This window comes from Reella acinonychis, from assembly GCF_052384575.1.
Classification (GTDB): domain Bacteria; phylum Pseudomonadota; class Gammaproteobacteria; order Enterobacterales; family Pasteurellaceae; genus JBQSUQ01.
Genome location: NZ_JBQSUQ010000014.1, coordinates 48,098 through 62,824 on the forward strand (window position 1 = coordinate 48,098; position 14,727 = coordinate 62,824).

Consider the following 14,727-nt stretch of genomic DNA (forward strand, 5'->3'; position numbering starts at 1 on the left):
TTACCGCACTTTTTCTACCTATGATTTATTTAATTATTGCACTTGCTATTTGGGCAAGCTCTTTAGTCGCTGGTAAATATGCCTTCACTATGCTTGATCCTGTGCTCACAGTTCAAGCGCGCTTGCTTATTATTTCTGTATGCATTTTTCCACTTTTTTTACGTCATTGGCGCAAAGTGGATAAATCACTGCGTTCGCAACTCTGGTGGCTTGGGTTTATTAACTACCCAGTGATCTTTTTATTACAATTTTTTGGACTGAAATATACTTCCGCCTCAAGCGCCATTACCATTATTGGCTTAGAGCCTATATTAATTGTCTTTATCGGCCATTTCTTTTTCAAAGATAAAGCCGGCTGGTATCATTGGTTATTCGGCATTCTCGCCTTTTCTGGCGTTGCAGTATTAATCGCTGGTGGAAGTGATGAAGGAGAAATCACCTTATTAGGTTGTACGTTGGTCTTGTTAGCTGGCATTAGCTTCTCCGCTTGTTTACGCTGGACACAAGCGATGATTAACCGAATTGGTGCGCAAAGCTATACCGTTATTTCCATTGTACTTGGCACCATCACTTGCTTGCCTTTTACTTTACTACTCACAGAAAACTGGCAAATTAACTGGAATAAAGAAGGCGTGATTTCTCTTCTCTATCTCGCGATATTTTGTAGCTGGATTGCATTTTGGTTATGGAATAAAGGATTGCATTACACAAAAGCCAATATGGCGGGATTATTAACCGCTCTCGAACCAATATTTGGGGTATTTGCAGCCATTATTTTGCTTAATGAGCAAGTCTCAACTCTCTCTTGGTTGGGGATTTGGATTATTGTGGGATCGATGGTTATCTCGAGCGTAATGCCAAGATTTACACAAAAAAGTGAATAACAAAAAGTGCGGTGAAATCACCGCACTTTATTATGGTTTTACTAAGCCTAATGCACCAATTTTCACACCAAGATTGCCCAATGCAACAGGATCTAAATATTCCGCTAAGAACTTAAATAATTCATTTACATCAGAAAAAGTGCGGTCAATTTTCACATCATTTTCAATTTTACGGGTAAATTCATAAACCACATTGTCGTTATCAATATGCGCTTCCAACGTAATATAAATGGTTTCAAAAAAATGGCTTTTCGCGCCTTCCTCACCCGGATCGCTAATTCGCACATTCCATGTATTGTTAAATAGTACTTCTGTTGTTACTGCCATATTTTATTTCCTTTTTAATGTAATCTATTGTTATTAAAGAAAAACCCGATCATAAAACCTCTATTAACAGAAATTTTATGATCGGGCTTTTCAAACCATTTTGCCGCATGCTTCGCTTTACGCTGATAGCTGCCTTTGCCTTTTAACTTTTTCTCAATCCGTTGACGGAATAATCGATCGCTCAATAACGCCTGAATTGCATTATCTCGAATAACCCCTCGATGATGCTGATAAGGGATTGCGCTTTGCATTTTATCTGCATCCGATAAAATGCCTTTTTTGTTTGCCATAATTTCCTCACTTATTTACAAATGGCGATTATTATATGTAATTCCTCAAGATTTTAACTTATAATCAACAAAAATACGATAGATGAGAAAAGGAAAATTTATGATTGAGATGCTAAAAAGTTGGTATATTCGCCGTTTTAGCGATCCACAAGCCATGGGATTAGCTGCTATTTTGCTGTTTGGCTTTATTGCAATTTATTTCTTTAGCGATCTCATTGCACCTCTTCTTGTTGCGGTGGTTTTAGCCTATTTGCTGGAAATTCCCATTAACTTTATTTCCAAAAAACTACGCGTTCCTCGTATTCTTTCAATTATTCTGGTTTTAGGTAGCTTCATTACTCTCGTGCTCGCGTTAACCTTCGGTTTACTACCTAATTTGATTAATCAAACCGTTAATTTATTAAGCGACCTTCCAATTATGTTTAATAAATTACATGAATGGTTAGCTCAACTCCCCGAGTCTTATCCCGAATTAATTGATTATCAAATGGTGGATAGTCTATTTAGTTCAACAAGAGAAAAAATCCTTTCTTTTGGTGAAAGTGCGGTCAAATTTTCATTAACTTCTATCGTGAACTTGGTGTCTATTGGCATTTATGCTTTTTTAGTACCATTGATGATGTTCTTTATGTTGAAAGATAAACGCGTACTGATTATTTCATTTATGCGTTTTTTACCTAAAAACCGTCGTTTAGCGACTACCGTATGGCAAGAAATGCAGCTGCAAATTGCCAATTATATTCGAGGTAAATTACTCGAAATTATTATTGTTACGTTGGTAACCTACATTATTTTCCTCGCCTTTGGCTTAAATTATCCGCTACTACTTTCTGTTGCGGTTGGCATATCCGTTTTAATTCCTTATGTGGGCGCAGTTATTGTGACCATCCCAGTTGCTTTAGTCGCCATTTTCCAATTTGGCGATCACTCCACTTTTTGGTACATCATGGTTGCTTTTGTGATTAGTCAGCTATTGGATGGAAATATTTTGGTTCCTTTCCTGTTCTCAGAAGTGGTTAACTTACATCCTCTCACCATTATTATTTCTGTACTCATTTTTGGAGGATTGTGGGGATTTTGGGGCGTTTTCTTCGCCATTCCACTGGCGACATTGGTGAAAGCCGTCGTGAATGCGTGGCCATCCAATGATGATATTATTATCAATAAGTAAAAAAATGGGCTGAATATTGTTCAGCCCATTTTCTTTATTATCAACCACCTTTATGTTCTAGGTATAATACCGTAGCCGCAACCCGCGAATGAACATTTAACTTCCGCAATAAGTTACGAATATGGACTTTTACTGTTTCTTCAGAAATAAATAATTTCCCCGCAATTTGCTTGTTAGACAAACCGGTGGCAATTAATTGCAATACATCCATTTCACGATCAGTCAATGAATAAATCGGATCTTGTGATGGATGGCGCTCTAACAGTAAATCTTTAATACTATCACTTAAAATAATTTCGCCTTGTGCAATCTGCTTAATTTGCGCTAATAAGGTATCTGGCTCGGTATCTTTCAATAAATAACCATCAGCCCCCGCATCAATTAAGGCAAAAATATCATTCTTGGCATCAGACACCGTTAAAATAACGATACGTGCATCAACACCTTCATTACGTAAAGCTTTCAAGGTATCCAATCCTGAAAGCCCTTTCATATTTAAATCTAAAATAATTAAATCAGGATCTGTCTGTAATGCAAGAGATACACCTTCATTGCCATTACTCGCCTCGCCTACAACTTCTAATCCAGCATCCAATTCAATAAGTTGTTTGATACCACGACGCATTAAAGGATGATCATCAATAATCACGATCTTGGTTTTATCTATCATACGCTGTCCTCGATCTGCCTAATATTAGGCTCTATTATAATCAATCTGATGATTTATGTCATTTGAGAAACACAATTAAAAGGTACGATCTTTCTGCCATCACGCTCATAAGCTAGTTGGTAAAACTGAGGATAATTAAAATCGCTCTGCACTATACCATAAGGATTATTTCCTTCACGATCAGCTTGATTATAAATGCGGTTAATTTCTTTCACTTTTTGTTCTTTATCACCATCACATTGGCGGTAAATTTCAATATGGTTATCTTCATCTAAAATATAGACATTGAAAGTGCCATTGGTGTTATCTTTAAAGAAAAACTGTAAGAAACCCTCGCTAGCAAAAGCATCGATTTCAACTGGATATTTTTGTTTTGTATAGGAGGTCACTTTTTGCTGAAAGTGCGGTGCTTTTTTCTCAAATTCTGCGGTATTCGCTAACTCATCCACATTCGCAATAGCAATATCAGGCATTTCATGCCAACTCATGCCTTTTTCTTCAAAGAAGAATTCCCAGTTGCGCCCTGCAATTCGTAATAAATTCTGTGTTTGAGGCAAGTTCTCTGTTTGGATACTAATGCATTTTTTGACTAAATTTGCCACTAAATCACGCAAAGCTGATTGGTAATGTTCACTATAACAAAATATTTCTAATGAACGAGGTGACACAGAACCGCGGTGAATCTTTTTAGAAAGCACTTTTAAAGCTAATAAAATGGCATTCGGGCCTTCAAAATGTAAGGTTCTGATTTCATTCCATAAATTACGGTAAACCAAATCAATACTGCCTACTAAGCTTTCTTCATTAGGACCAAAGCTAAATAAGTCCCCTTTCTGAATGTGATTTTTCGGCTTGATAATTTCACGAGTTGGATCGGTGACCAAGTTGACTAATATCGCTAAATGACGAATTTCACAAGGATGATGTAAATCTTCATTGCTTGCAGGAGGCACATGAACAGGAAAAAATTCTCCTAAATCCGTAATAAAAGAGGTTAATTTCTGCAAGGACACATGCTCACTTGAAATATACACTTTGGTTTGTTGGGTTAGTAAACCATTAAAGTAAGCCCAAGCCACTAATTTATGCAAATTAGGGTTGTATTCGACATAACGCTCCGAAGATAATGCTGATATGCTAGGAGCATGATTCAGCATATACCAACCAGGTTTCATTGCTGTACCTGTTTTGCTCACTTCAATAAATGTCAAATGCGGTTCAGCCAGATTTGTCGAAATCAACGGATTTAATAAAGACACTTTGCCCGGAATTTCTTCAAAAGCACTATATAGTTTGCGAGATAATATACTGATATCTTGTGGCATGATATTGTCATCAAGATTGTGCTGGCGCGCAAAGCCAATAAGCTTGCGATAGCTTTGCATTAATAAGTTGACTAAAATATGATGCGATTTTTTCGCACGTTTAATCTGCCAAAATGGTCGCTGGTTCAACTCATCAACAACATCCGCTTTCCAACCCCATTGTTTTGTTAAATCATCTAATAAATCAAAACGCCAACTCTTCGTCTTGCTGTACCACAAATCTTCAGTGGCTTTAATATAGAAACAGCGTCTTACAAAATCTAAACGTTCGAAATCTTTTAGATAAGTTAAATAAGCTGTTACCCGCTCAAGCATAGCTAAATAAGGATCAAAATGCTGGTCTTCGGTACGATCCGTCAATAAATGCTGTTTAAAATCAGACGAGATTAAATAGGTGTTTGGATATTCCCAAGAATAGGCTTCGAGCAATAAGATTTTGATTAAAGATTTATAAGGCGAATCTATGCCTTTATACAACTGCCACAAACTCGCACCAAAATATTCATTTTCCGAAAACTGACTTAATCCGCCAAAATCAACCCAATCTTGAGGATTAATCACCTTATTTAAAATTAAACGTTCGACTTCCGATTCATATTCTTTTTCATCTTCCACTAACAAATGCAGCCAAAGTAATGGTTTGCCCGCTAAACGTATTGCTGAACGATAGAATTCATCTAGTAACAACATATATTGCGCGGAACCACAATTTTCAGCAGTAAGTACATCAGAATAACGGAAACTACGGAAGCGATCTTGCTCAATCAAAAACAGATTCATATCGACTTCAAATTGCTTCGCCCATTCTTGCAATGCATTCATTTTTTCTTGTAGTTTTTCTCTTTCGTGATAATTAAGATCTTCACGATGACAGACCCAAATATCCAAATCAGAAGCGGAAGTTTGTGAAACAGATGCAATACTCCCCATCACATAGACACCATAAATTGCATCAAAAGTGCGGTGAGAAAATGCATTAATTTCGTGGAAAGAAAGATGAGAAAAAAATTGTTCAAGATATTGCTGTTGGTAATCGGATAAATTGAAGCCACAGATCCCCGTCGGGCTATCTTCTATATAGCCTGGCAAATCTGGGTGGTTTATATGCAATAATAAAGGAATTAATTTAAATACGTATTGAAACTCAGTTGAAGTCCCTGATAATGCTCTGATAATACGGAACTTTTCGAGATCCAATACTTGTTTTTTTGCAAATTCTAAGTCGTATTTCAAAAAGTACGCTCTACTGTTAGCAATAAATTTTGCTTACTCTAACATTTCACTTAAATGAAAGCAAATAACTAAATCAGGCAATAAAAAAGCCCTTTACTCAAGGTAAAGGGCTTCATTCATTTCGGATAAAATTTACTCTTCATCCACCATATTTAACATTTCCGCTAAGCTTGCTGTCGGATCTTCTGCAATAATATTAAATTCTGCTTCAATTTCCGCTTCATCATCCGCAGAGAATTTAACTTCCTCTACTTCTGGAGCTACAAAGCCAGCCTGACGGTTTTTGATACGGTTTTGATGATATGCAAAACCTGTACCAGCAGGGATTAAACGACCAACGATTACGTTCTCTTTTAAGCCACGTAATTCATCACGTTTACCCGCTACCGCTGCTTCAGTTAATACGCGAGTCGTTTCTTGGAACGATGCTGCAGAGATGAATGACTCTGTTGCAAGTGATGCTTTGGTAATACCAAGCAATTCACGTTCAAATTCAACTAACGGTTTGCCTTCTGCTTCACGTTTACGGTTCACAATCTTAATACGTGCAACTTCAACTTGCTCGCCTTCTAAGAACTCTGAATCGTAAGCATTGGTAATCACTGCTTTACGTAACATTTGGCGTACGATAACTTCGATGTGTTTATCGTTAATTTTTACCCCTTGTAAGCGGTAAACTTCTTGTACTTCATTAACGATATATTCAGTTACCGCATGAACTCCACGTAAACGTAAGATATCATGTGGTGTTTCTGCACCATCAGAAATCAAATCACCACGTTCTACCATCTCACCTTCGAATACGTTCAATTGACGCCATTTAGGAATCATTTCTTCGTATGCTTCACCACCATCAGTTGGGGTGATTAATAGACGACGTTTACCTTTGGTTTCTTTACCAAATGATACGATACCTGAAATCTCAGCTAAAATTGCAGGCTCTTTCGGTTTACGTGCTTCAAATAAGTCTGCTACGCGTGGAAGACCACCGGTAATATCTTTCGTACCCACAGATTCTTGCGGAATACGCGCTAAAGGATCACCAATATGAACTTCTGCATTATCATCTAATGTCACAATCGCTTTACCTGGTAAGAAGTATTGCGCTGCAACATCAGTACCTGGGATCAGAATATCATTACCCTGTGCATCAACTAATTTAATTGCAGGACGTAAGTCTTTACCTGCTGTTGCACGTTCACCCACATCCTGAACTAAAATTGAAGATAAACCTGTAAGCTCATCGGTTTGACGGCTGACACTTAAACCATCAATGATATCCACAAATTTAACAAAACCAGCTACTTCAGAAATAACAGGCATTGTATGTGGATCCCAATTTGCTACGGTTTCACCCGCTTCAACTTCAGCACCATCAGCTTTATTTAAAATTGCACCATAAGGTAATTTATAATGCTCTTTGGTACGACCAAATACATCAATTACTGTTAATTCTGTGTTACGTGAAGTTAATACTAATTTACCTTCGTTATTAGTAACGAATTTAGCATTAGCTAAACGCAATGTACCTGTATTACGTACTTGTACACTTGACTCTTTCGCTGCCGCAGACGCCGCACCACCGATATGGAACGTACGCATGGTTAACTGTGTACCTGGTTCACCGATAGATTGTGCTGCAATAACACCTACTGCTTCACCTTGGTTGATCAAGTGACCACGAGCAAGATCGCGACCATAACATTTCGCACAAACACCGAAATCAGTATTACAGGTTACAACTGAGCGAACTTTAATGCTATCAACAGAATTTTCGTCAATTAGATCACACAATTTCTCATCTAATAAAGTATTGCGTGGAATCAATACTTCTTCCGTACCTGGTTTTAAAATATCTTCTGCCGCCACACGACCTAATACAAGCTCGCGTAATGGTACTTTTTCATCACCACCTTCAATTAATGGTGACATTACGATACCTTCATGTGTACCACAGTCTTCTTCTGTAATTACTAAATCCTGTGCTACATCCACTAAACGACGAGTTAAGTAACCTGAGTTCGCTGTTTTTAATGCGGTATCCGCCAAACCTTTACGCGCACCATGGGTTGAAATAAAGTATTGAAGAACGTTCAAGCCTTCGCGGAAGTTTGCTGTAATTGGTGTTTCGATGATTGAGCCATCTGGACGCGCCATCAAACCACGCATACCTGCTAACTGACGAATCTGCGCGGCAGAACCACGCGCACCTGAGTCCGCCATCATAAAGATGCTGTTAAATGAAGCTTGTTTTTCTGGATTTCCTTCGCGGTTGATTACTTCTTCCGTAGAAAGATTCTCCATCATCACTTTTGCAACACGTTCATTCGCAGCTGCCCAAATATCGATTACTTTATTATAGCGTTCACCCGCAGTCACTAAACCTGATTGGAATTGCTCTTGGATCTCTGCAACTTCTTCTTCCGCAGCAGAAATGATTTCATATTTCTTCGCTGGAATTTCCATATCATCAATACCAACAGATGAACCAGAACGAGCCGCATAAGCAAAACCTGTATACATAATTTGGTCAGCGAACATAACGCTTGGTTTCATACCAAGGCGACGATAGCTTTCATTGATTAATTTTGAAATCGCTTTTTTGCCTAAAGTTTGGTTAAACAACTTAAATGGCATACCTTTTGGTGCGATCATCCATAAAATCGCACGACCAATTGTAGTATCCACTAAATTAGTTTTTGGCTCAAATTCGCCTGCTTCATTCTTCACATATTCAGTGATACGCACTTTCACGCGGGAATGTAACTCAGCTTGACCTGTACGATAAGCTTTTTCTGCTTCACGTGGATCTTGCAACAACATGCCTTCGCCTTTACCGTTCACTTTATCACGCGTCATATAGTAAAGACCTAATACAACGTCTTGTGATGGAACGATAATAGGATCACCACTTGCAGGTGATAAAATGTTGTTAGTTGACATCATTAAAGCACGCGCTTCTAGCTGCGCTTCTAATGTCAATGGTACGTGTACCGCCATTTGGTCACCGTCGAAGTCCGCGTTGAACGCCGCACACACAAGTGGATGTAACTGAATTGCTTTACCTTCGATCAAAATTGGTTCAAATGCTTGAATACCTAAACGGTGAAGTGTTGGAGCGCGGTTTAATAAAATCGGATGCTCACGAATCACTTCTGCCAAAATATCCCATACGATTGCATCTTCACGCTCAACCATTTTCTTCGCCGCTTTAATAGTTGAAGCATGACCACGACTTTCTAATTTCGCATAGATAAATGGACGGAATAATTCCAATGCCATTTTTTTCGGTAAACCACATTGATGTAAATGTAAGTATGGACCAACGGTGATTACAGAACGACCTGAATAGTCAACACGTTTACCTAATAGGTTTTGACGGAAACGACCTTGTTTACCTTTGATCATATCCGCAAGTGATTTTAATGGACGACGGTTAGAGCCGGTAATCGCACGACCACGACGACCATTATCTAATAACGCATCCACAGATTCTTGTAACATACGTTTTTCGTTACGCACAATAATATCTGGCGCAATTAAGTCTAAAAGACGTTTTAAACGGTTGTTACGATTAATCACACGACGATATAAATCATTCAAATCTGAAGTCGCAAAACGACCACCATCAAGTGGCACTAATGGACGTAAATCTGGTGGTAATACAGGTAAAACTGTCATTACCATCCATTCTGGTTTATTACCAGACTGAATGAATGCTTCTAATAATTTCAAGCGTTTAGTGATTTTCTTACGTTTCGTTTCAGAATTGGTTTCTTGTAATTCTTCACGTAACACTTCACATTCATGCTCTAAATCCATATTGCGTAAAATGGCTTGGATTGCTTCCGCACCCATTTTTGCATCGAATTCATCTGCCCAACGCTCTTCTGCATCTAAATATTGTTCTTCCGTTAATAGCTGACCTTTTTCTAAATCAGTCATACCCGGCTCAATCACAATATAAGATTCAAAATATAATACACGCTCAATATCACGTAATGGCATATCTAATAATAAGCCGATACGGGATGGAAGTGATTTTAAGAACCAAATATGCGCAACTGGTGAAGCTAATTCAATATGCCCCATACGTTCACGACGCACTTTGGTTTGTGTCACTTCAACGCCACATTTTTCACAGATAACACCGCGGTGTTTTAAACGTTTATATTTACCACATAAACATTCGTAATCTTTTACTGGTCCAAAAATACGCGCACAGAAAAGACCATCACGTTCTGGTTTAAACGTACGGTAGTTGATTGTTTCCGGTTTTTTCACTTCACCAAATGACCATGAACGAATCATGTCTGGTGAGGCTAAACCAATTTTAATCACATCAAAATCTTCAGCAGTTTTTGATTGCGCTTTGAGAAATTTAACTAAATCTTTCACAGATTTGCTCCTGTCGGAGTTAAACTTATTCAAAGTGCGGTTGAAAAAATCTCAATTTTTACACCGCACTTTGCACGGATAAACTTTGTTTTTGAGCCTAACCCAAAAGCGCTAAGCTCAAATTACACATCATAAACAAGCTCAGTGAATTACTCTTCATCCAAGTCAATGTTTAGACCAAGTGAACGAATCTCTTTCATAATTACATTGAAAGATTCTGGTGTACCTGGATCCATTTGTTGGTTGCCACTCACGATGTTTTTATACATCTTCGTACGACCATTCACGTCATCAGATTTCACCGTTAACATTTCTTGTAAGGTATAAGCAGCACCATAAGCTTCAAGTGCCCACACCTCCATCTCACCGAAACGTTGACCACCGAACTGTGCTTTACCACCTAATGGTTGTTGTGTTACTAAGCTGTAAGAACCTGTTGAACGCGCGTGCATTTTATCATCAACTAAGTGGTTCAATTTGAGCATATACATGTAACCTACAGTTACTGGACGCTCAAATTTTTCACCCGTACGACCATCATACAGGGTAATTTGACCAGAAGTTGGCAAACCACCTAATTGAAGTAACTCTTTGATTTCTTTCTCTGCTGCACCATCAAATACAGGGGTTGCAACAGGTAGACCTTTACGCAAGTTCTCTGCCAAACGCATCACTTCTTCATCAGTGAAAGTGCTTAGATCCACAGTTTGTGAGCCATGACCTAAATCGTAGGCTTTTTGGATATAACCACGCAATTTCTCAACATCTTGTTTTTGTTTGATCATTGCATTGATTTGATCACCAATACCGCGTGCCGCTAAACCTAAGTGTGTTTCTAAGATCTGACCAATATTCATACGAGAAGGAACACCCAATGGGTTCAATACGATCTCAACTGGTTGACCATTTTCATCGTATGGCATATCTTCAACTGGGTTAATTTTCGAGATAACCCCTTTGTTACCATGACGACCCGCCATTTTATCACCAGGTTGAATTTGGCGTTTAACAGCAAGATACACTTTAACTACTTTCAATACGCCTGGTGCTAAATCATCCCCTTGGATAATCTTGCCACGTTGAACTTCTAATTTCAGTTCAAAGTCTTTGCGTAATTCTTCGTATTGTTCAGCAAGTTGCTCTAATTGATTTTGTTTAGCTTCATCACTTAATGTTTGTTCTAACCATTGAGTGCGGTCTAATTTATCTAATTCTTTCTCACCGATGCCACCTTCAATTAAGAGGTTGCGTACACGAGAGAATAAACCGGCTTCAAGAATTTCAAGCTCTTCAACAAGATCTTTTTTCGCTTCTTTAAGCTGCATTTCTTCGATTTCAAGTGCACGTTTGTCTTTTTCTACACCATCACGCGTAAAGACTTGAACATCGATAACTGTACCAGAAGTCCCATTAGGTACACGTAAAGAAGAATCTTTCACATCAGACGCTTTTTCACCAAAGATAGCACGAAGTAATTTTTCTTCTGGAGTTAATTGTGTTTCACCTTTAGGTGTCACTTTACCCACAAGAATATCGCCACCTTTGACTTCAGCACCGACATAAACAATACCAGATTCGTCTAATTTACTTAATGCCGCTTCACCTACGTTTGGAATATCTGCAGTAATTTCTTCTGCACCTAATTTGGTATCACGTGCAACACAAGATAATTCTTGGATATGAATTGTAGTGAAACGATCTTGTTGTACAACACGCTCAGACACTAACATTGAGTCTTCGAAGTTATAACCATTCCAAGGCATGAACGCCACGCGAATGTTTTGACCTAATGCTAATTCACCTAAATCTGTTGATGGACCATCTGCTAAGATTTCGCCACGCCCCACTGGTTCACCTAAATTCACACAAGGAATTTGGTTGATACAAGTATTTTGGTTTGAACGGGTATATTTGATTAAATTATAAATATCAATGCCCGCTTCGCCTGGGATAGTTTCATCTTCGTTGACTTTCACAACAATACGTGAAGCATCTACATATTGAATTGTACCACCACGTTTAGCAACAACAGCTACACCGGAGTCAAGTGCGATAGGTTTTTCCATACCTGTACCGACTAACGGTTTATCCGCACGTAATGTTGGTACGGCTTGACGTTGCATGTTCGCGCCCATTAAGGCACGGTTCGCATCATCATGCTCAAGGAACGGAATTAACGCTGCAGCAACAGAAACAACTTGCTGTGTTGAAACGTCCATATAATGAATTTCATCTGGACGATATAAACCAGACTCACCATGCTCACCACGACAGGTTACAAAAGCATCAGTAAAACGGAAATCTTCATCTAAGTTTGAGTTCGCCTGCGCAATCACATATTTGCCTTCTTCAATTGCTGACAAATATTCGATTTCTTCTGTTACTTGACCATTGATTACTTTACGGTATGGTGTTTCTAAGAAACCATAGTCGTTGGTACGAGCATATACAGAAAGCGAGTTAATCAAACCGATATTTGGACCTTCAGGAGTTTCGATTGGACAAACACGACCATAGTGAGTGGTATGTACGTCACGCACTTCGAAGCCTGCTCGTTCACGCGTTAAACCACCTGGACCTAATGCAGAAATACGACGTTTATGTGTCACTTCTGAAAGTGGGTTATTTTGGTCCATAAATTGAGATAATTGAGATGAACCAAAGAATTCTTTCACTGCTGCAGAAATTGGTTTCGCATTGATTAAATCTTGTGGCGTAACATTATCTAAATCGCCTAAAGATAAACGTTCACGAACAGCACGCTCAACACGAACTAAACCAATACGGAATTGGTTCTCAGCCATTTCACCAACAGAACGGATACGACGGTTACCTAAGTGGTCAATATCGTCTACTTCACCACGACCATTACGAATGTCGATAAGTTTTTTCATCACATTCACAATGTCTTCTTTGCTTAATACACCGCTACCCGCTTCTTCTTCAATGCCTAAGGAACGATTGAATTTCATGCGACCAACTGCAGAAAGATCATAACGTTCAGTTGAGAAGAATAAGTTATCAAATAAACCTTCCGCTGCTTCTTTTGTTGGTGGTTCACCTGGACGCATCATACGGTAGATTTCAACTAATGCACTTAAGCGATCATAAGATGGATCTACACGTAATGTTTCAGACATATAAGGACCGAAATCTAAATCGTTAGTGAATAGCGTTTCGATCTTGTTGTAACCTGCTTGTACTAATTTTGCTAATAATTCTAAGGTTAATTCCGTATTCGCAGGACAAACTAACTCGCCAGTTTCCAAATCAACATAATCTTTCGCGACAACTTTACCCACAATATATTCAGTAGGAACAGTAACTAAAGTCACATTATCTTTTTCTAATGCGCGAATATGGCGAGCTGTAATACGACGACCGCGTTCAACATACACTTTACCATTTGCTTCAATATCAAATGTCGCAGTTTCACCACGTAAACGTTCAGGAACAAGTTCCATTAATAGCTTATTGTCCTGAACTTCATAGCTGATTTTCTCAAAGAATAAATCTAAAATTTCTTCTGTTGTATAGCCTAAAGCTCGTAAAATAATGGTTGCTGGTAATTTACGGCGACGGTCAATACGTGCAAATAAATTATCTTTCGGATCAAATTCAAAATCTAACCAAGAACCACGATAAGGAATAATTCTTGCGTTATATAATACTTTACCTGAAGAGTGAGTTTTACCCTTATCACTATCAAAGAACACGCCTGGACTGCGGTGTAATTGGGATACGATAACACGCTCAGTACCATTAATAACGAAAGTACCATTTTCAGTCATTAATGGGATTTCGCCCATATACACATCTTGTTCTTTAATATCTTTAATTGTGCCTGGCGCCGCATCTTTATCGTAGCTAACTAAACGTAAATTTACACGTAATGGCGCAGCATAAGTTGTACCACGAATTTGACATTCACGAACATCAAATACAGGCTCGCCTAATTTATAGCTGACATATTGTAATTCAGTGCTGCCATTATTGCTTACGATAGGGAAAACAGAACGGAACGCAGCTTCCAAGCCTTGTTGACCTTCTGGATCTCTTTGAATGAATTTATCAAAGGAGTCTAATTGAATAGTTAATAAATAAGGTACATTTAAAACTTGCGGACGTTTGCCGAAGTTTTTACGAATACGCTTTTTCTCGGTATAGGAGTAAACCATTGGGGTTCCTCTGTAATTTCTTAGTGTGGCCGTTTACAATGAATAAAAGTGCGGTGAAAAAAATAACACTTTTTTATTGAATCATTGCAATATTTTTGAACCCGTTCACTAGATACCGCACTCTGAACCTTACTTCTGATGAGCGGATTACCATTAAGCTAACAGCTTGATTTAACTTAATTTATCGGTAATTAAACGGTGAATTTTTTTGTGCATATTATTAGGCACAAAATGGCTGACGGAGATCCGCC

The 14,727-nt window shown here is 38.4% G+C and carries 8 protein-coding genes; 2 read left to right on the forward strand and 6 right to left on the reverse strand.

Going from position 1 to position 14,727, the window contains the following annotated elements:
- The first annotated feature begins 20 nt into the window (after positions 1 to 20).
- Complete coding sequence (locus ACT2CV_RS06630; protein ID WP_464974035.1) at positions 21 to 884, forward strand: DMT family transporter; 864 nt, start codon at positions 21 to 23, stop codon at positions 882 to 884.
- Between the two features lie 30 nt (positions 885 to 914).
- On the opposite strand, the gene ACT2CV_RS06635 is transcribed toward ACT2CV_RS06630, so the two are convergent.
- Both ACT2CV_RS06635 and ACT2CV_RS06640 read right to left on the reverse strand, forming a co-directional pair.
- A complete protein-coding gene (locus ACT2CV_RS06635; protein WP_464973081.1) occupies positions 915 to 1,211 on the reverse strand; it encodes a DUF5377 family protein in 297 nt (98 codons plus the stop codon).
- 14 nt (positions 1,212 to 1,225) lie between these two features.
- A complete protein-coding gene (locus ACT2CV_RS06640) occupies positions 1,226 to 1,501 on the reverse strand; it encodes an alternative ribosome-rescue factor A (RefSeq protein WP_464973082.1) in 276 nt (91 codons plus the stop codon).
- 100 nt (positions 1,502 to 1,601) lie between these two features.
- Between ACT2CV_RS06640 and ACT2CV_RS06645 the strand changes: the two genes are divergently transcribed.
- Positions 1,602 to 2,672, forward strand: a complete 1,071-nt coding sequence (locus ACT2CV_RS06645) for an AI-2E family transporter (RefSeq protein WP_464973083.1) — start codon at positions 1,602 to 1,604, stop codon at positions 2,670 to 2,672.
- 40 nt (positions 2,673 to 2,712) lie between these two features.
- Here ACT2CV_RS06645 and narL read toward each other — a convergent pair whose 3' ends face one another.
- From narL to rpoB, 4 genes are all read right to left on the reverse strand, one after another.
- Positions 2,713 to 3,342: a two-component system response regulator NarL gene (narL, locus tag ACT2CV_RS06650; protein WP_464973084.1), complete on the reverse strand. Its 630-nt coding sequence runs from the start codon at positions 3,340 to 3,342 to the stop codon at positions 2,713 to 2,715.
- Positions 3,343 to 3,395: 53 nt separating this feature from the next.
- On the reverse strand, positions 3,396 to 5,900 hold the full coding sequence (locus ACT2CV_RS06655; RefSeq protein ID WP_464973085.1) for a class I adenylate cyclase: 2,505 nt from the start codon (positions 5,898 to 5,900) through the stop codon (positions 3,396 to 3,398).
- A 132-nt stretch (positions 5,901 to 6,032) separates the two neighbouring features.
- Complete coding sequence (gene rpoC / locus ACT2CV_RS06660; RefSeq protein WP_464973086.1) at positions 6,033 to 10,298, reverse strand: DNA-directed RNA polymerase subunit beta'; 4,266 nt, start codon at positions 10,296 to 10,298, stop codon at positions 6,033 to 6,035.
- Between the two features lie 149 nt (positions 10,299 to 10,447).
- The gene (rpoB, locus tag ACT2CV_RS06665) at positions 10,448 to 14,476 is read right to left on the reverse strand and encodes a DNA-directed RNA polymerase subunit beta (protein WP_464973087.1); all 4,029 of its coding nucleotides are present in this window, start codon (positions 14,474 to 14,476) and stop codon (positions 10,448 to 10,450) included.
- Between the last annotated feature and the right edge of the window lie 251 nt (positions 14,477 to 14,727).

Bases quoted from the DNA above. Each gene is read 5' to 3' on its own strand.
- ACT2CV_RS06630 (WP_464974035.1), top strand. From the start codon at position 21: ATGATTTATTTAATTATTGCACTTGCTATTTGGGCAAGCTCTTTAGTC.
- rpoB (WP_464973087.1), bottom strand. From the start codon at position 14,476: ATGGTTTACTCCTATACCGAGAAAAAGCGTATTCGTAAAAACTTCGGC.
- narL (WP_464973084.1), bottom strand. From the start codon at position 3,342: ATGATAGATAAAACCAAGATCGTGATTATTGATGATCATCCTTTAATG.
- ACT2CV_RS06645 (WP_464973083.1), top strand. From the start codon at position 1,602: ATGATTGAGATGCTAAAAAGTTGGTATATTCGCCGTTTTAGCGATCCA.
- ACT2CV_RS06640 (WP_464973082.1), bottom strand. From the start codon at position 1,501: ATGGCAAACAAAAAAGGCATTTTATCGGATGCAGATAAAATGCAAAGC.
- ACT2CV_RS06635 (WP_464973081.1), bottom strand. From the start codon at position 1,211: ATGGCAGTAACAACAGAAGTACTATTTAACAATACATGGAATGTGCGA.